This is a genomic window from Dysgonomonas sp. GY617 (assembly GCF_015233815.1).
In the GTDB taxonomy this organism is placed as follows: Bacteria; Bacteroidota; Bacteroidia; order Bacteroidales; family Dysgonomonadaceae; genus Dysgonomonas_A.
The window spans coordinates 329,270-348,260 of sequence record NZ_JADCLR010000021.1 but is presented as its reverse complement, the minus strand read 5'-3'; the positions used below and the strand labels follow the sequence as shown (position 1 = coordinate 348,260).

At 33.7% G+C, this 18,991-nt stretch carries 16 protein-coding genes; 6 read left to right on the top strand and 10 right to left on the bottom strand.

Annotation, left to right across the window (positions count from 1 at the left end):
* Nucleotides 1–2: 2 nt before the first annotated feature.
* From dtd to mnmG, 5 genes are all read right to left on the bottom strand, one after another.
* Nucleotides 3–455 carry a D-aminoacyl-tRNA deacylase gene (gene dtd / locus IR022_RS11380; RefSeq protein WP_194203767.1) on the bottom strand — a complete coding sequence of 151 codons (453 nt, stop codon included), beginning with the start codon at nt 453–455 and terminating at the stop codon, nt 3–5.
* Nucleotides 456–864: 409 nt separating this feature from the next.
* Complete coding sequence (locus tag IR022_RS11375; protein ID WP_194203766.1) at nt 865–1,452, bottom strand: HdeD family acid-resistance protein; 588 nt, start codon at nt 1,450–1,452, stop codon at nt 865–867.
* 245 nt (nt 1,453–1,697) lie between these two features.
* Nucleotides 1,698–3,512, bottom strand: coding sequence for an excinuclease ABC subunit UvrC (gene uvrC / locus IR022_RS11370; RefSeq protein ID WP_194203765.1), 1,815 nt, complete (start codon nt 3,510–3,512; stop codon nt 1,698–1,700).
* A 40-nt stretch (nt 3,513–3,552) separates the two neighbouring features.
* The gene (locus IR022_RS11365; protein WP_194203764.1) at nt 3,553–4,092 is read right to left on the bottom strand and encodes an adenine phosphoribosyltransferase; all 540 of its coding nucleotides are present in this window, start codon (nt 4,090–4,092) and stop codon (nt 3,553–3,555) included.
* Between the two features lie 96 nt (nt 4,093–4,188).
* Entirely contained in the window at nt 4,189–6,063 is a 1,875-nt protein-coding gene (gene mnmG / locus IR022_RS11360; protein ID WP_194203763.1) for a tRNA uridine-5-carboxymethylaminomethyl(34) synthesis enzyme MnmG, read from the bottom strand.
* Nucleotides 6,064–6,290: 227 nt separating this feature from the next.
* On the opposite strand from mnmG, the gene IR022_RS11355 reads away from it, so the two are divergent.
* The 5 genes from IR022_RS11355 (at nt 6,291) to IR022_RS11335 (ending at nt 12,374) form a co-directional block, all read left to right on the top strand.
* Nucleotides 6,291–7,040 carry a copper homeostasis protein CutC gene (locus tag IR022_RS11355; protein ID WP_194203762.1) on the top strand — a complete coding sequence of 250 codons (750 nt, stop codon included), beginning with the start codon at nt 6,291–6,293 and terminating at the stop codon, nt 7,038–7,040.
* 1,095 nt (nt 7,041–8,135) lie between these two features.
* Complete coding sequence (gene dapB, locus IR022_RS11350; protein ID WP_194203761.1) at nt 8,136–8,852, top strand: 4-hydroxy-tetrahydrodipicolinate reductase; 717 nt, start codon at nt 8,136–8,138, stop codon at nt 8,850–8,852.
* Between the two features lie 81 nt (nt 8,853–8,933).
* Nucleotides 8,934–10,529 carry a signal peptidase I gene (gene lepB, locus IR022_RS11345; protein WP_194203760.1) on the top strand — a complete coding sequence of 532 codons (1,596 nt, stop codon included), beginning with the start codon at nt 8,934–8,936 and terminating at the stop codon, nt 10,527–10,529.
* Nucleotides 10,530–10,666: 137 nt separating this feature from the next.
* A complete protein-coding gene (gene lepB / locus IR022_RS11340) occupies nt 10,667–11,629 on the top strand; it encodes a signal peptidase I (protein WP_194203759.1) in 963 nt (320 codons plus the stop codon).
* Between the two features lie 109 nt (nt 11,630–11,738).
* Nucleotides 11,739–12,374, top strand: coding sequence for a WbqC family protein (locus IR022_RS11335; protein ID WP_194203758.1), 636 nt, complete (start codon nt 11,739–11,741; stop codon nt 12,372–12,374).
* Nucleotides 12,375–12,414: 40 nt separating this feature from the next.
* Here the strand turns inward: IR022_RS11335 and IR022_RS11330 are convergent, their stop codons facing one another.
* The 4 genes from IR022_RS11330 to IR022_RS11315 form a co-directional block, all read right to left on the bottom strand.
* A complete protein-coding gene (locus IR022_RS11330; RefSeq protein WP_050708252.1) occupies nt 12,415–13,017 on the bottom strand; it encodes an outer membrane beta-barrel protein in 603 nt (200 codons plus the stop codon).
* Nucleotides 13,018–13,277: 260 nt separating this feature from the next.
* Nucleotides 13,278–14,501 (bottom strand): M16 family metallopeptidase, encoded by a 1,224-nt coding sequence (locus tag IR022_RS11325; RefSeq protein ID WP_050708253.1) that lies wholly within the window; start codon nt 14,499–14,501, stop codon nt 13,278–13,280.
* Entirely contained in the window at nt 14,502–15,971 is a 1,470-nt protein-coding gene (locus tag IR022_RS11320) for a glycosyltransferase family 39 protein (protein WP_050708254.1), read from the bottom strand.
* Between the two features lie 139 nt (nt 15,972–16,110).
* Complete coding sequence (locus IR022_RS11315; protein WP_050708255.1) at nt 16,111–16,815, bottom strand: DNA alkylation repair protein; 705 nt, start codon at nt 16,813–16,815, stop codon at nt 16,111–16,113.
* A 244-nt stretch (nt 16,816–17,059) separates the two neighbouring features.
* On the opposite strand from IR022_RS11315, the gene IR022_RS11310 reads away from it, so the two are divergent.
* Nucleotides 17,060–17,386, top strand: a complete 327-nt coding sequence (locus tag IR022_RS11310) for a hypothetical protein (protein WP_157258054.1) — start codon at nt 17,060–17,062, stop codon at nt 17,384–17,386.
* Nucleotides 17,387–17,472: 86 nt separating this feature from the next.
* On the opposite strand, the gene cysS is transcribed toward IR022_RS11310, so the two are convergent.
* Entirely contained in the window at nt 17,473–18,948 is a 1,476-nt protein-coding gene (cysS, locus tag IR022_RS11305) for a cysteine--tRNA ligase (protein ID WP_050708257.1), read from the bottom strand.
* Nucleotides 18,949–18,991: the final 43 nt, after the last annotated feature.

The window sequence follows — 18,991 nt, the reverse complement described above, 5'->3', positions numbered from 1 at the left end:
AGCTATTCTTTTTCTTTCGAATCGATCCAAATGGTTACTGGCCCATCGTTGATTAGTTCGACGTCCATATGGGCTCCAAAAGAGCCTGTTTGAACTTCCTTCTTTATTAATGTTTCTAGTTCTTTGCAAAACTCTTCATACAGAGGTACTGCAATATCGGGTTTTGATGCTCTGATATAGGAGGGTCTATTTCCTTTCTTTGTAGATGCAAGAAGCGTGAATTGCGATACAACCAGTATCTCAGAATTTGTCTCTTTAAGAGAGAGATTCATTACACCATTTTCATCATCAAAAATACGAAGATTGACAACCTTGTTACATAGCCATTGGATGTCTTCTTTAGTGTCGGAATCTTCTATTCCTAAAAGAACAAGAAGCCCTTTACTTATTTCGGACTTTATCTTTCCTTCTATTGTTACGGATGCCCGTTTTACTCTTTGTATTAATACACGCATGGGTACTTTAGCTACTATATTATTATTTATGCAAATAGTGAATCGAAATAATTTTCCCGAAAAATATATTTTCAGGTTATAAGTAAATTTACTTTGCAGATTTTTGTTCCTTATTCAATATCTTGTAATTCAGTAAGTAACGAATATAAAGGTAAAAAGTAATATTTTACAAGATGTCTTTTTTCTCTTTTTTTCAGTTACTTCATCTCTAACTAATTAATATTCTTATAGATAAAGGAGTGACAAATTATTGAAAGTATCTCTGGTTTTAATTCAATAAAATTGCTTTTCTAAGACATTATTTTGAATACAAAAGTAGCAATAAATTTGTGTAAGTGGGCAATAAAAAACTGCACATTAGTCAATGTGCAGTTAGTTGATTTCTTTAATTTAAGATACCTCAAATCAGTTAATGTTCGTGCTTGTCTTCGGGTAGATATTTTACCAGCGTTTTAAGTTTAAATGCTAGGAATATTCTAAGAACCCCGTAAAATATGAATCCAAAGGATATAATGTATGCTGCAAATAATCCTGCAATTGCGGGTTGAAATAATAGGATGATAGATGCAAATACACTAAGTATAGATAGTGCTAGTACCCATCCCCAACCGCTGTTTCTTACGGATTGAAGGTCTAATGCCATACCAATTCCCCAAATAGATTGGATAAGTATCCAGAAGGCGATAAAGTAACATAACATTAGAGGTGCAATATCTAGATTAGCTAGTAAGAATATTGCAAACAATAAATCGATAATCCCCATTGCTAAGGTCCATCCCCAATTGTTTATTATATTCTTGTTGGAGATTGCGAATACGATTTCAGAAATTCCTCCAACGAAGAATGAAAAAACAAATAGTAGAGTGATAGCTGCAAATGTAGCAAAGGGTGTAAACATACAGATGAAGCCAACTACAACTGCTATGATACCTACTAATAGAGATATCCACCAGTTTTTAACTGCTCTTTTGAATGTTGAAAGTAAATGATTTTCCATAATGATATAATTTTATGTTTTCTTCTAATTATAACAAATGAATAGTTAATTATGTTCTAATAACTTCTATTTGTTTTTAGATTTCCTATTTAATGGTTTTTTCACTCCTTTTTGTGTCAATTTGCTACTTTAAAGTGCTGCTCTGATGGACTGAAATAATTATTTTAGCTAAACTGATTGATACTGTGTTGTTTAAGAGGGGATGTTTATATTCTGTATGTTTTATCTTAGAGAATATATTTTATTTAGGCATCTGTATCCTTTTTTTCTGTATTGAAATATTCTGTAATAAGTTTTGCTTTATGCTTACCTACTACTACTTCTATTTCTTGGTTAGTGGCTGACTTTATACGCTTTATACTCTTGAAGTGCTTCAATAGCATCTTTTTTGTCTCTTCACCAATACCTTTAATACTATCAAGCTCTGATACTATTTGACCTTTGCTTCTCCTGTTTCTGTGAAAAGTAATTCCAAAGCGGTGAGCTTCGTCGCGTAAGTGTTGGATTACCTTTAATGTTTCCGAGTTTTTGTCAAGATACAGGGGGATAGAGTCCTCCGGATAATAGATTTCCTCTAATCTTTTGGCGATACCTACGATAGCTATTTTTCCGTATAAGTCAAGTTCCTTTAGCGATTCGCAAGCTGCACTCAATTGTCCTTTACCTCCATCAATAATAATAAGTTGGGGTAGGGGAGCCTTCTCTTCCTTTAGTCTGCTATAACGTCTATATACCACTTCTGTCATGGTCGAAAAGTCATCAGGGCCTTCTACTGTTTTAACTATAAAGTGACGATAATCTTTTTTAGATGGTTTGGCCATCTTAAATACTACGCATGCCGAAACAGGATTTGTTCCTTGGATGTTCGAGTTATCAAAACATTCGATATGTATAGGTAATTCTTTTAGATGAAGATCGTTTTGAATTCCTTTCACAATTCTGATCGATCGTTGCTCTGGATTTAGGCTTTCTGCCTTTTTTAGTTTGTCTACTTTATACTGTTTTACGTTCTGAATAGAAAGTTTCAGAAGTTTCAATTTATCGCCTCGTTGTGGTATCGTGAATTCTGTATCTTGAAGAATCAGATCGGGATAAAAAGGCACTACTATTTCTCTTGCCAATTTTTGAAAACGATTTTTCATTTCAAGAATAGCAAGCCCTAATAGCTCTTCTTTTTGCTCATCTAATTTCTTCTTGTATTCGAAAGTATATGCTCTAATTACTGATCCGTTATGTACACTAAGGAAGTTTATATATGCTGCGGATCTATCTTCGTCGTAGCCGAAAATATCAATATTATACATAATGCTCGATACAACAGTTGATCTTTGTTTGAAGTTCTCAATCAAAATATATTTCTCTTTTAATTTCTGAGCTTCTTCAAATTTAAAATCTTCAGCCAGTTTTTGCATCTCTTCATATATAGCTTTGCTGGCAATATTTATATTTCCTTTTAATATTTCGCGTACACTTTCTACGTTATTGTTATAATCTTCCAGAGATTGCAACCCTTCGCATGGACCTAGACATCGTTTGATATGATACTCTAGACAAACCTTAAATTTGCCACTTCGGATATTTTCTGGTGTAAGAGCTAAGCTGCATGTACGGATAGGGTAGAGTTTATGTATTGTTTCCAGTAATGCTTTTATACTGCTACCGCTTGCATATGGACCAAAATATTGCGATCCGTCTTTTACAATATTACGGGTTTGTAATATTCGAGGAAAGAATTCATTTCTTATGACGATTGATGCATAAGTTTTATCGTCCTTAAGCATCACATTGTAGCGAGGTTGATATTCTTTTATAAGATTGTTCTCTAATAAAAAAGTATCCTCCTCTGTGTCTACAACAATGTATTTAATATCCTTTATTTTACTGACCAATATTCGTGTCTTTGGACTGTCGTGGTGAGTCTTAGTAAAATAGGAGGATACTCTCTTTTTTAAATTTTTGGCTTTTCCTACATATATAATACTTCCCTTATCATCAAAATATTGATAACATCCCGGTTTGTCGGGTATATTCTGTATTATGTTTCTTAAGCTCTCGTTCATAATATATGTAGGTTTTAGTTTCTGTTAGTTTTCTTATCTTTTAAATATCATATTTAATGATAGCCTCTACTTCTACGTCTTTAGGAAATAGTTTCCTTCCTTCAAGTTGCTCTAGTTCGATAATAAAGTTTACATATATTTTTTTTACGCCCATTCTTTTGATTAATTTATAAGCAGCAAGCATTGTTCCTCCCGTTGCAAGTAAATCGTCGTGTATAAGAACGATATCATCTGGTTCTAGCGAATCTTTATGAATTTGAATAGTATCTATACCGTATTCCTTTTCGTAACTTTCTTCGATAGTATCTGCAGGAAGTTTACCGGGTTTTCTAATTGGTATAAATCCGGCATCCAAATTTAAGGCTAGGATAGGACCCATTATAAAACCTCTGGATTCTATTCCTACAACTTTGGTTATTCCTTTTTCTTTGTATAAGTCCGTTAGAACTTCCGTTAAGTCTTTTAAATTTTGAGGAGATTGAAATAATGTTGTAACATCTTTAAATTGGATTCCTGGTATCGGAAAATCAGGAATGTTTCTTACAGATGCTTTTAAATTTTCAATTTTTTTGTGTGGCATGATTTTATAAATAACTGTTTTAAAGTGTTCTGATGCGTATTTTTGAAATTGTTCCACGTGAAACCGATTTTTGTTTCACGTGGAACTTCATTTTTTTTATCGTCCTAAAAGTACAAGGAGAATCGAAATGTCGTTGGGTGAAACTCCAGGGATTCGACTTGCTTGTCCGATTGTCTCAGGATTTATCTTGGTGAGCTTTTGGCGAGCCTCAGTCGATAATGAAAGAATACTCTCATAATCTATTTTGTCTTTTATGAGAATATTTTCAAGTCTCGTTATTTTTTCAGCGATTAACTGTTCACGTTTAATGTAACCATCGTATTTGATTATTATTTCTGTTGCTTCCAGAATTTCATCTTTTCTGTTGGCTAGTTTATCTATTTCAGATTTAAACGCAGGAATAGCTTCTTTGATGTTCTCTATATTTATTTGCGGACGCATCAAAAGGTCTTTTAATTTGGTTCCTTGTTTAAGAGGGCTTGTGCCTAACTTCTCCAAAGCAGGGTTTATATAATCTGGTTTTAGAGAGTAATTCGAGGTGAATTCGATCAATCTATTTATTTCTGATTGTTTCTGATTTAATAAGTCTACACGTTCTTGTTTGGCTAGTCCTAGTTCATATCCTATTTTAGTTAGGCGTGCATCTGCATCATCTTGTCTTAGGAGAATGCGATATTCTGCGCGAGATGTAAACATTCTATATGGTTCATCAACACCTTTTGTTACCAAGTCGTCGATTAAAACACCAATGTATGCTTGGTCACGTCTTAATATAAATTCTTTATCACTGTGGCATTTTAGGTGAGCGTTTATACCTGCAATCAATCCTTGTCCACCAGCTTCTTCGTATCCCGTAGTTCCATTTATTTGACCTGCGAAGAATAAGTTTTTAAGCAGTTTCGTTTCCAACGTATGTTTCAATTGAGTAGGATCGAAGAAATCGTACTCAATAGCATATCCTGGTCTGAATATATGTATGTTTCTAAAAGCAGGAATTTTTTGAAGTGCTTCTATTTGATTGTGGAGTGGGAGAGACGAAGAAAATCCATTCAAATAATATTCTTGAGTGTTTTCTCCTTCGGGCTCCAAGAACAATTGATGAGATGTTTTCTCTGCAAATGTTACTATTTTAGTTTCGATACTGGGGCAATATCTAGGTCCTATACTCTTGATTTGTCCGTTGTAAAGGGGTGAGAATTCGAGACCTTCTCTTAGTTTATCGTGCACCTCCATGTTGGTGTTTGATATCCAACAACTAAGTTGTTTTAGAGGTCTTGGTTCAAAATCAAGATAAGAAAATTTATGAAAATCGTTTTCTCCTTCTTGTTCTTCCATCAGTGAAAAGTCTACGCTTCTACCGTCTATTCTGGCAGGAGTTCCCGTTTTCATCCTGTCGGTAGTGAAACCTGCTTCTCTCAATTGTTCGGTGATTCCGTATGATGCAGGTTCAGAAGTTCTACCTCCTGTGAGTTGAGTTGCCCCAATGTGCATTAATCCGTTCAAAAAAGTACCGTTTGTCAGGATTACTGCTTCAGCAGAAAAGGAGACACCAAGAGCTGTTTTTACTCCTTTTACTTCTTTATTCTCGATAATAAGGGATGTTACTGCATCTTGCCACATGAAAAGATTATCGGTATTCTCGATGATTTCTCTCCATTTTATGATGAACTGAGTGCGGTCGCTTTGTGCACGTGGACTCCACATTGCAGGACCTTTTGATTTATTCAGCATTCTAAATTGGATAGCTGTCATGTCTGTAACTATTCCCATTTGTCCGCCAAGAGCATCGATCTCTCTTACAATTTGCCCTTTTGCTATACCACCCACTGCCGGATTACAGCTCATTTGAGCAATTTTATTCATATCCATCGTGATCAACAGTGTCTTTGAGCCCATATTGGCTGCTGCTGTTGCGGCTTCACAGCCGGCATGTCCTGCACCTACGACTATAACGTCATATTTGAAATTCATTGTTATTTATTTAAAAGTCTCAGATCTATTTATTGTTTTGATAAGTACAACTGCCTGTTTTAATTGGGAATGTTGTATTAATTACTTACTGTTACTTAATTACAGCGCAAAGTTACTATTTTTATATCAGTTCATAACTTGTTTCTTTCGGTGTAAGCTTTCCGATTTCTTCTTTTTTGTCTTATTTTTACTTAAAATATAAATGTAACTCTAATTGTTTTTGAAATATGGTAACTGTTGAAGTGTGTGCTAACTCTGTTCAGTCGGCAATTGAAGCTCAAAAGGGTGGGGCGGTAAGAGTAGAACTTTGCGGAAATCTTTGTGATGGAGGAACGACTCCTGCTCAATCGCAAATTGAACTTACGCGTAATCATATTGAGATTGATCTGAATGTGATTATTCGCCCTCGTGGTGGTGATTTTTTATATGATGATCTCGATTTTGAGTCGATGAAAAGTGATATTATAACCTGTGGAGAGCTTCATTGTAATGGTGTTGTTATCGGTATCCTTGATGAAAATGGGAATGTCGATATAAATAGGAATGGTATTTTGGTAGAACTGGCTAAGAAATACGGACTGTCTACAACTTTCCACCGAGCTTTTGATCGAGTTTGTAATATTCAATCAGCTTTAGAGGATGTTATTGGTCTTGGATGCGATAGAATTCTTACTTCAGGAGGTAAACAAACTGCTTTTGATGGGCGAAATGTCTTGAAAGAGCTTGTTGATTTAGCCGGAGATAGGATTGCTATAATGGCTGGTGCTGGTGTAAAAGAATCGAATGTTAGAGAATTAGTTCATACTACGGGTGTAAAAGAAGTGCATGGTACATTCCAAACATTGAGAAAAGGGGGAATGAAATATAGCAATCCTAATTTCCCCGATAATTATAATAATTCAGGTTATTCAGAATATTCTTTTCTTGTTTCGGATTCAGACAGAATAAAAGAAATTGTAAAGTCTGCTAATTTGTAATTATTTTTTCTCTTTCGATCTAACTTTTTTCTGTCCTAAAAGTAAATTCGAAAAATGAATATATTGTAGGAGTAAGTGAGGGGATTTCTTTCCTTTTCTTGCTCCTTTTTTGGTTTCTATATTTTCAATTTTCATTCTATATTTTCCAATTAACTATTTTCTATTTCTTTCTTTTTTTTGTAAAACTATAAATTTATATTTTCTATATAGTTTATCGTTTTAATCAATAATATTTCAATTTTTAATTTTATTATTTCCAATTTTTAGATTTATTCGATTCTAATTATTTATTTAAAATTATTTAATTATTTATTATTATAATAGTAGTATGTATTACTATGTATATTTATATAGTTCTTATTTAATATAATAGATTTTAAAATTAATGTATTATTAAACTTAAATAATGTATAATCTTATAGTATTGCGGTATAATAGTGATATCTGTGAGTGTTTTTGTATTTTCTATAATTTTCAATTTTATATATCTTATATAATTACTATAATTATTATTGGTTAACTATATTTATTATTGTAAATTAAATTTTCTCCAAAACTCATCTAATCTGTATATTGAAAGTTTACGTATTTTCTTTTATTTTTTTATAAAGTATCTCTCAAAAAGAAAGCATCTTTTTAAGAAAAAAATGTCTTGTTTTGGAAGAAAAAAGAAGCATCTAGTTATCGATATATATTCTCTTTTTTCGAATTCTTATTTTTTACGATGAAAAGATGCCATTTGTCTTGAAAAAGAATTTAGATATTCGATAAAAAGGATTGTATTCGATCTTACTGTTTGATTATTAGATTGTTATTTTTATTTGAGGATTCTGTGATCTTTTTTTACTTAATCAGACTAATTAGAAAAAGACGTAAATGAAATTTTTATTAAATACTTAAATAAATAGTCTGTTTATCAGAATATCCAATAGATTATAGTAATTAGTTTTTCTTACATTTGTAGTATTGTAAGAATATAATCAAACCAACAACGATGTTTACCATCTAAAGTAGATATGGTTATTGGGGCTTATAGAAATGATACAATATAGATTCTGAATAGTTTATAATAGTTTAATATAGATTTAGTTAGATATGAAAATAGCACTTATTGGTTACGGAAAAATGGGTAAAGAAATTGAACGAATTGCCCAAGATCGTGGACACTTTATAGTTTCAATTGTAGATGAGAATAATCTTGCGGAATTTGATTCGCCAGCATTTAAGAGTGCAGATGTTGCAATTGAGTTTACAACTCCTGCAAGTGCTATGAATAATTACAGAAAGTGTTTTGCTGCCCAGGTTCCTGTTGTTGCTGGTACTACTGGATGGCTTGAGTACTTACCTGAAGTAAAAGAGGCTTGTGAGAAAAATAGTCAAACATTCTTTTATGCTTCAAATTATAGTTTGGGTGTTAATATCTTTTTTGCTGTAAATAAGTACCTTGCGAAGATTATGAATCAGTTTCCTGACTATACAGTGAGAATGGAGGAAACTCATCATATCCACAAATTGGATGCACCAAGTGGAACTGCTATTACTCTAGCCGAAGGTATTATCGAAAATGTCGATAGAAAGAGCGATTGGCACCTAGAAACGGAAATGAAACCAACTGATCTGGCAATACATTGTATTAGAGAAGGTGAAGTTCCTGGTATTCACGAAATATTTTATGAGTCGGAAGCCGATGTAATCAGCATAAAGCACGATGCCAAAAACCGTAAAGGATTTGCTTTGGGCGCTGTTTTAGCCGCAGAATTTACATGTGGTAAAAAAGGATTTTTAGGAATGGAGGATATGCTTAATTTTTAAGGTCGGAGACCTTTTATTACTTTGGCAGAATATATTAACTAGTGATCTTGATCACGTAATAAATATTTTATATTGCTTAATATGGGAACAACAAGTAACCAGAATAACTCTTCAGCAAAGAAAAGTTTCAATGAGAGGCTTTCGGGTGCTACGCGGAAGCAATGGGTCAAATTTTTATTAATAACGCTATTTTGTATTGCCTTTACCATCTGGACTGGTTATTACCTTGTTTTGTTATTAATTCCCCTTTTCTTCGATAGTTACATTTTAAAGTATATTCCGTGGGCTTTTTGGAAAACGAGTGGAAACGGACCATTTCGTAAGTTTATGGAATGGGCAGATGCTATTGGTTTTGCTTTAATTGCGGTGTATATTATTAATACATTCTTCTTTCAGAATTATCAGATTCCATCGTCTTCTTTAGAGAAGTCTCTTTTGGTTGGTGATTTTCTGTTTGTGAGCAAAATGAGCTACGGAACTCGTTCACCAATGACACCCTTGTCTTTTCCTTTAGCTCAACATACTTTACCTATTTTAGATTGTAAGTCTTATTTAGATAAGCCTCAATTAAAATACCAACGCTTTGCCGGTTTTGGAACGATAGAAAGAGGCAATATTGTTGTTTTCAATTTTCCTGCAGGTGATACTGTGGCGTTGAATATGCAACAAGCCGATTATTATAGTTTGTGCAAATTAGATGCCAGGGGACGCGAAGGACTTTGGTCTGACAAAGCCAGATATGGAGAAATAGTTTATCGTCCTGTAGACAGGAGAGAAAATTATGTGAAACGATGTATGGGACTTCCGGGCGAAACTTTAGAAATAAAGGATGATGAAGTTTATATCAATGGAGTAAAGGTAGCAGATCCTGAAGATATGCAATTGAGATATTTTGTTCAAACGGATGGTACTGCAATTTCTGAGCAGGTATTCGATGAATTAGGAATCAGTAAAGATGACTATGCTGTTATGAACGAAAGAGGTCAATTGTCTGCAAACTATTTTGATCCATTAAATGAATTGAGAAGAGCTAATCCTCTTTTAAATAAAAGCCTTCCAGAGGAAATGAAATATACTTCGGATAGCTTACAATTAACTCAACTGGGTTTTGTGGCAAAAGGTAAAACTTTTGGTTTGGTTTATACATTACCTCTTACTAAACAAATGGTGGAAACTTTGAGATCGAAACCTTTTGTTATTAATATTTTCAAGGAGAAAGAGCGTATTGAAAGAAGAGAAACTGCTGATGGAAAGATTATAGATTATCCGTTTTATTATCCGATTAATTATCCTACAAGATGGACTCGTGATTCATTCGGACCTCTATGGATTCCTAAAAAAGGCGAAACGATTACTTTCGATAAAGATGTAGATTATAAGGTGGCTGCTTATGAGCGTGTAATTAAAAACTATGAAAATAATCAATTTGATTATAAGGATGGAAAAGTTTACATCAATGGTCAGCAAGCAGATTCTTACACCTTCAAGTTTGATTATTATTTTATGATGGGCGATAATCGTCATAATTCTGCGGATTCCCGTTCATGGGGTTTTGTTCCGGAAGATCATATTGTAGGGCAACCTTTGTTTGTTTGGTTATCTTTAGACAAAGATAAAAGCTGGTTCAATGGAAAAATCCGTTGGAATAGAATCTTTACAAGTGCCAAAAAGAAATAAGATATTAAGCTTATTTTATAGCTTTGACAATAAGGTCTAATAATTAGATTTATTGAAAAGGAAAAATTAATGGGCGAATATATATTCGCCCATATTCTAAGAGTCTGATATTATTTTATTTATAATTAAATTAGCGTATGTTCCAGAAGAAAGCACAGATATTGAAGTGGTGGGGCAAGGTATTCCTTATCGCTTTATTGATTGTTTTTATTATTAGGGCTTTCTTTATTCAGTCTTATACAGTCTCTTCTTCTCAGATGGAGACTGCTTTACTTAGAGGCGACAGGGTTTTGGTTAATAAGGTTTCTTATGGTATAAGAATGCCAATGACTCTGCTATCTATACCTTTTACTTTTGATACATTTCTGGGATTTAAATCATACTCCGATTTAGTCCAATTAGGATATCATCGTTTATTCAGTAAAATGGTTGATCGAAATGATGTTGTCTTATTTAATAATCCGTTGGAATCTGATAAACCTTTAGATAAACGAAGTTTGTATCTGAGTAGATGTGTAGCCGTGGCAGGCGATACCATCATAGTGAAGGGTTCCGATTTTTACTTGAATGGTATAAAATCGGTTTCTTCTCCCGATCTATTACAATCATTCCGATTCGAAAGAAGTTCAAGAGATACAATTCTAGCCGTTGTAAATTCATTGAAGATATCTCCACGTGATATTTCTATGGACTCACTTTCGGTATATTCTACTCTTAGCAGATATGAAGTATTTCTTATTAATCAGAAATTACCGGATAGCCTTCAATTACAATTGAATGTTCAGGAGGTGTTGTCTTATGATTTAATTATTCCTGCTTCAGGTATGACTATTACCCTTACTGAATTTAATAGACCTTTATACAATCAGATAATTAATGATGAAGTGGGAGAGACGGTGAAGATCGAAGATCTGAAATCCTATACTTTTCTCTATAATTATTATTGGTTTTTGTCGGATAATGCTGATGATGCTATTGATTCTCGATCGTTAGGTTTTATCTCGGAAAGAAACATTATAGGAAAGGCTTCTGTTATCTGGTATAGTTCGAGTGATGAAGACGGTTCAAGATGGAATCGTTTATTCTCATGTGTAAAGTAGAACTATGATTATTATTTTGATTCTAATTGCACATAATTTTTATCGCTAGAAAAACCTCTGGCTTTTTATCTTCCAAAGCAACAAAAAAGCATTGAAACCTCAATTACAAATGAGTATATATTTATCTACTGCCTATCTTGCTCCAATCGAATATTATTCGAAGCTGCTTAATGACGATGTTATTATCGAGCAACATGAGAATTATATTAAGCAGACTTACAGAAATAGGTGTACTATTCTTTCAGCAAATGGTCCTATGACTCTTTCCATTCCAATAGAGAGCTCTGGAGGCAAAAAATGCTTGATAAGGGATCTTTGTATTGCTGAACATGGAAATTGGCGTCATTTGCACTGGAATGCGCTTATTTCGGCTTATAATTCGACTCCATTCTTCGAATATTATCAAGATGACTTTCGTCCCTTCTATGAAAAGAGCTATAAATACCTTTTTGATTTCAACGAGGAGTTGAGAGATCTTATATGTAGATTAATTGATATAGATACTTCTAATTTAAAATATACAGATGAATTTACATTAGAGTTGGGAAGCGAAGATTTCAGATCAAAAATTTCGCCAAAGACAAATTGGAGACGGGTTGATTCTGATTTTCAGTCCGTTCCTTATTATCAGATTTTCGATCAGCGATTTGGATTCACCGAAAATCTGAGTATTGTGGATCTACTTTTCAATATGGGTAATGAAAGTTTGATAGTATTGAATAAAAGTATAAAAAAAACCTCTTGAAATTTCAAGAGGTTTTTTTGTATTTGATTATATGATCAAATTAGAATTTGAAGTTAACTCCTAATTCAATGTTTCTCATGTCAAAATCAAAACCGAAGCTGTTAGTTTCATGTTTTACTGTTTCTCCATTAACCTCTGCAGGATAATCTTGTTTCTTATTTTGGTATCCTAAGAATCCAAATTTGCCAAGTAAAGCAACTTTGCTTGATACATTAAGAGCAATCCCTGGTCTTAAACCTACTTCTATACCAGATCCTTTAAGTCCTCCAGCAGTTCCTTTTGACCATTCATAAGCTACACCTCCATCAAAGAATAAACCTCCTAAATCACTTTTTAGAAAAGTATAACGAAGGAAAGGATTAACGATATATGAATTCAATGATCCCTCTGATGTAAGAGCGTTTCCATCAAAATCAAGAGTTGCACCATGAGTATGAGATCCACCAAGAGCGATACCAATACCTACGTTGTTATTTAATATATATCCGAATTCTGGCATAACTTTGAAGCTAAGTTGGCTGTCACCACCTTTTACTTTGCTAGACCAAATTCCTGCTGTTCCTCCAACCCACATGTTGCTTTGAGCGCTTACTGCAGTGAACATACCTAGAGCTACTGCAATTGTTAAGAATAATTTTTTCATAAACACTAAATTTTTAATTATTATTTTTCTATTAACCAAAAACGGCACAAATTTATCCTTAATTTTGAGATTTAGAGCCAAAACAAGAATTATTTATGTTAAATAATTAAAATAGTGTAAGAGGTTTAATGGTTTTATAGTTAAATAAGAGTTTTTATTTATTTAAAATGGTTGTTTGATAGCTTATTGGGTATCATTATGGTATTTTAACTAAAATGCAACTGTTAATTTATTTTTCTGTAACTTATCCCTCCAATTGATTACTGATAAATTAAAGAACTAAGCCTATCCCTATCAAAAACTTCGTTTGCAACTTCTAAAAGATCTGAAGCTGATATCTGTTCTATCTTTTTTATGGTCTCTTCCATATTATTGAAGTGGTTGTAATGCATGAAGCTTTTACCTAGACTCAATGCTAAATTTTCGTGACTATCACCCGAAATTGCAATTTGTCCGATCATTTGTTTTTTGGCAGCAGCCAGTTGAGATGTAGTCAATTTGTTATCTCGTAGATTTTTGAGTTCGGCATGTATTAGTTTCATACATTTTTCGGCATTGCGTTTATCGCAGCCAAAGTAAATGGAAAAAATTCCAGTGTCTGAATAACTGGTAACATTAGAATCTACATTGTACACATAGCCCCTTTTTTCGCGTAGAGATATATTTAACCTGCTATTCATGCCTGGTCCTCCAAGAATGTTATTTAGTAGGTGTAATGCTTTTCGTTTAGGATGATGTAGGTTGTAGCATTTACCTCCGATCAATGCATGCGTTTGTGAAGTTTCTTTTACTGTAATCTGCTCTATTCTGTCTATTGAATCGGGAGCTATTCTTATATGTTGGTGATTTGATATGTTTATATCTGCCAAATATTTTTCCGCCAGTTTTATGATTTTCTTTATGTCGGTATTTCCCAAAGAAAAGAATACCATATTCTCTGGAAGATAGTGTTGTTGTACAAAAGACCTGGCCTTAATTGTATCGAATTTAGTCAGCAATTCGGGTTCTCCGAGTATATTGTGACCTAGCTGAGAATTACGGAAGATGATATTTTCGAATTCATCGAATATCAATTCCGAAGGGCTATCTTCATATGAATTTATTTCATCGAGTATTACATCTATTTCCTTTTCTATTTCTCTCTCTGGAAAGACAGAATGAAAAGTCAAATCGGTAAGCAGTTCGAATGCACGCGTAAAATGTTCTTCGAGAAATATCGAATAAATCACTGTTTCTTCCTTATTCGTATAAGCATTGATTTCTCCGCCTACACTCTCCATGCGATTTATAATGTGATGCGAACGGCGTTTTTCTGTGCCTTTAAATAGCATATGCTCTACGAAATGAGCCATACCATATTCGGTTGACTGCTCGTCTCGTGTTCCTGCATTTACTATAAATCCGCAATATGAAACTTTTCCTGCTAAAGGTTTGTGTATAATACGTAAACCGTTTTTTAATGTATGCGATTGATATTCCTTCATCTACTGTTTTGGTGTAGCCTCTATCAGGCTAATAATAATTTCTGTTGATTCTAATTTACTTTTTACCGTATAGCCATCAGAGAGTTGTGTCGTATCATTAACTGATTGGACTAGGATGAACTGACCTATACTAGGGAGTTGCTCTTTTTTCTTAATTTCAAAAGGCAGATAATTTGTATTATCATTTGGTGAAAACAATAAATATTCTTTTCTGGGGAAAAGGATCGATAATTTAGCCAAGCTTGGATATGATTCTAAAGGAGCTATTACTTTAAGTGGCATATCTTTCGTTTGAATATATGATTTCATTTCAGCAAACTCTTTGTTTTGTGATATATAGTACGCTCTTTCCGAAAAAAGGCGGGCAATGCTCAATATTACGAGCATCACGAGTATTGCGATGATAATTGGTTTTGCCTTAGTCTTATATAATTCGACTCCATAAATAGATATTCCCAAGACTAGCGAACCTAGCATGCAGCTGGCATAACGCGGAACGCTAATTGGTTTTATGATAAATGTGATTGCAAAGGTAATGATTATTGTGGAGATGAAGATGAGAATGAAATATGAGGCGGCTCTTAGCTTTTTATTGGGTTTGTCTTCCATATGTAATCGTACGGTAAGAACAATTACACTTAGTATAAGCCCTAATGTTATTAGTAGTGTAGCCGACATGCTCCATATCGAGAAGATGGTGTAAGGATGCGATGGTTCTTTCGGAGAAAAGAAGTAATAGCAAAATAAAAGGATGTCTTTGGATGTTGGTATCTCAACCCAAAAACTTTGGTGGACATTGTATACTTGCGAAGCAAATATAGGTATCCAGGGGATATAAGCCAGTAATAAAATAATGGCAAAAAGAAGAGGTCTAACAATGGTTTTCTTTCTTCTTAACAAGTATATAATTAATATGAGGAATATAGAGAAAATAGCGATTAATGCATAGTAATGGGTATAGGCTGCACAAATTGCAAAGAATGTCATTTTTGAATAAGAGATAAGCATTTTTTTCTGAAAGGTTTCGTAACCATATATCGAACTTGCCAATACAAAAAACATAGCCCATGAATACATTCTTATTTCTACACCCAAATATTGATTAATAGGCATCAACACCATGAGGAGAATGAATGTGAATGATACCTTGTCTCCGAATAAACGTTTTATGGGAAATATTCCGAGAAGGTAACAAGCTATTATACCCAGGTTGGAAAATATACGCATTGTAAACAACGAATCACCGAATAGTTCGGTGAATAGCTTCAACATAAAATAATAGAGGGGGGGATGAACATCCATAGCTGTAATTTTCCAAATATCGGAAAACGAATGTTGCATCATTGCTATTGTATATGCTTCATCATACCAAAATGTTTGGTTGATAAAGTTGTTATATAATAGGCTGAGAAACCCGATAAGAATAAATGCTAAGGTTGCCAGCCTGCTTATATTTTTTGTAAATGTCATAAACAAAGTTTATTGAGATGATATTTAAACTATATTTAATAGCTTATTGTTTAGTGCGGATGAATAATTTATCACGAATCTCTCGCTATAATAATTATTCTACCTTGTAATCTGAGTTCAGAGAAGGTGCAGATTCTTCTTAATCTTTTTTCATATAATATGTTTTTTCTTCCGGCATTAGTTTTTCTATTGAATACCTAAGCATAGTTCGGGGCATTTCTCGATAATGTTTATCCAGAAAAGCTATAAGTACATCTTTATCTCTTTTTCCCGCTTCTCGCAGCATCCAGCCAGTTGCTTTGTGCATGAGGTCATGCTTATGAGCTAAAAGCTCTTCTGATAGGCGTAGAATGTCGTTAAAATCATTCTTTTTTATAAAAGCAAAAGTAGCTATTACTGCGATACGCTGATTCCATAGCAAATCGCTTTTAACTAGTCTATATAAAATACTACGGTCTTTCTTATCTAGTAAGTATTCTCCGAGAATATCTTTGGCACTCAAATCAACCAAATCCCAATTATTGATACGGTGTGAGTGGTCTAAGTAAAAATCAACTAATAATTTTCGATCTTCTTCTTTTGCTTTTTTGTATTGCTCAATCAATATAAATAAAGCACACATTCTGCACTCATGGTATTCGTTATTCAATAATTTGGTGACTTCGTCAAAAGAGAGCGTTTTATTTGCTTTTGCAATCTTTCGAATATCGGGTACTACTACTCCGATAAACTTATCACCCTCTCCGTATTGCCCTTTTCCTGTTTTAAAGAAATAAGGAAAGAAGTCCCTTTTTTCGGGGGAAAATACATTTTCAAGCTCCTTCTGTATATCTTTTGCAGTCATACATTTATTGGTCTGTTATTTTTTACAAACAAATATACAGATAAGTCGATTGCCTGCTATTAATTCTAAATATAATTGATGGTAAAATATTAAGCTCTTGGTAATTTTTCTCTTGGTTTTGGTATTTGCATTTTGGTAAATAAACCTCTTGAAAAGTACTGAAAGACTTTCTTTAGAATATAAAGAGTATATTTGTCTTGCCATTAGGCATAGTGCACTAACTAATTATTTAATTTTCTTGGACATGAAAAAAATGTTTTTAATCGGTTTATTAATGACCGGCTTGGCTACGACATATGCAAGTCGTACTTTTATTTCGGATAATACTTTAGAGCAAGATCAAGGGAGAAGATATAAGAAAGGGGATTATAAAGGAAATGTAACACTAGAAGATCTTCCTTCTTCAATTACTCAATATTTGAAGAAACATTATTCTGATTATGAAATTGTAATTTCGAAGAGAAAGGGAAATGGCTATTATTATCTGAAAATAGTTCATGGTGAAAATAGATACAGATCCAATTACAGAAGTTTAGTTTTTGATCAAGACGGAGATATTGTAAAAGGATAAAATAAAAGCCCTTAGCTTATTAGCTAAGGGCTTTTATTTTAGATTGTATAGAGGTATTTATATCACGCTCTTTGAATCACTATGAACTATAGTTTCAATTTCCATTCAGCACCGTCTTTGCCATCTTTTATATCGAATCCGATTTGATTAAGCTCATTCCGAATTTTATCAGAGGTTGCCCAATCTTTATTTGTTTTGGCTTCATCACGTATCTGAAGAAGCAAATCTACAGCCTTACCAAAAGCTTCTTGTCCGTTTTGGTTTGAAGTTGATTCGTTCTTAATTCCCAAAATCTGAAATAAAAACACATCAAACAAGTTTTTTATTTCATTAATATCGGCTTGGCTAAGACTTACAGTTCCTCCAATAGCCGAGTTTATAGTAGTTGCTACATCAAACAGATAAGATATTACTATTGCTGAATTCAGATCGTCATTCAGGGCATCGTAACATTTTTGACGTATTGCTGTTATATCAGTCGATGAAGTTTCCGATACAGGTATTTTCTCGATTCTCGCATATGCATCCAATAATCTGTTTAGTCCCTTTTCAGATGCTAATAAGGCTTCGTTACTAAAATCTACAGTACTGCGATAATGAGCCTGTAAAATAAAGAAACGAATAGTCATTGGCGAGAACGGTTGAGAAAGCAGTTTGTGCGATCCTGCGAAAAATTCGTCAAGTGTAATAAAGTTGCCTAACGATTTACCCATTTTCTGACCTCCAATGGTTATCATATTGTTATGCATCCAGTATTTTACTACCTGCTTCTTTTCGGCAGCTGTATTCTGTGCTATTTCGCATTCGTGATGAGGAAACATAAGATCGAGTCCACCTCCGTGAATATCGAATTCTGTTCCTAAATACTTCATACTCATAGATGAACATTCTATATGCCACCCAGGGAATCCATTGCTCCAAGGCGAAGGCCAACGCATGATATGTTCGGGTGATGCTTTTTTCCAGAGGGCGAAATCAACTTTGCTGTGTTTCTCGTCTTGTCCATCCAAATCGCGGGTGGTGTTGAGCATCTCTTCTATATTTCTGTGGGATAATATGCCGTAATTGTGATCTTTATTGTATTTCACAACGTCAAAGTAAACAGATCCGTTACTTTCATAAGCATATCCGTTTTTCAATATTTCTTTAATTGTTTCGATCTGCTCTATTATGTGACCAGAGGCATGAGGCTCGATAGATGGAGATAAAACATTCAAGTCATCCATTGCCTTATGGTACTTGTTGGTATAATATTGCACCACTTCCATAGGCTCAAGTTCTTCTAATCGTGCTTTTTTTGCAACTTTATCTTCTCCTTCATCAGCATCATTTTCTAAATGACCTACATCTGTAATATTGCGTACATATCTTACTTTATAACCTATATGAGTAAGATAGCGGAACAATAGATCGAAAGTTATTGCAGGGCGGGTATGTCCTAAATGGGCATCACCATATACTGTCGGACCACATACATACATCCCTACGTGTGGGGCATGAAGTGGTTCAAAAACTTCTTTTTCTCGTTTAAGTGTGTTGTAAATCACTAATTTTTGTTCCATATACAGACATTTTTAAGGTCGCAGACCTATTTTATTGAGTGAG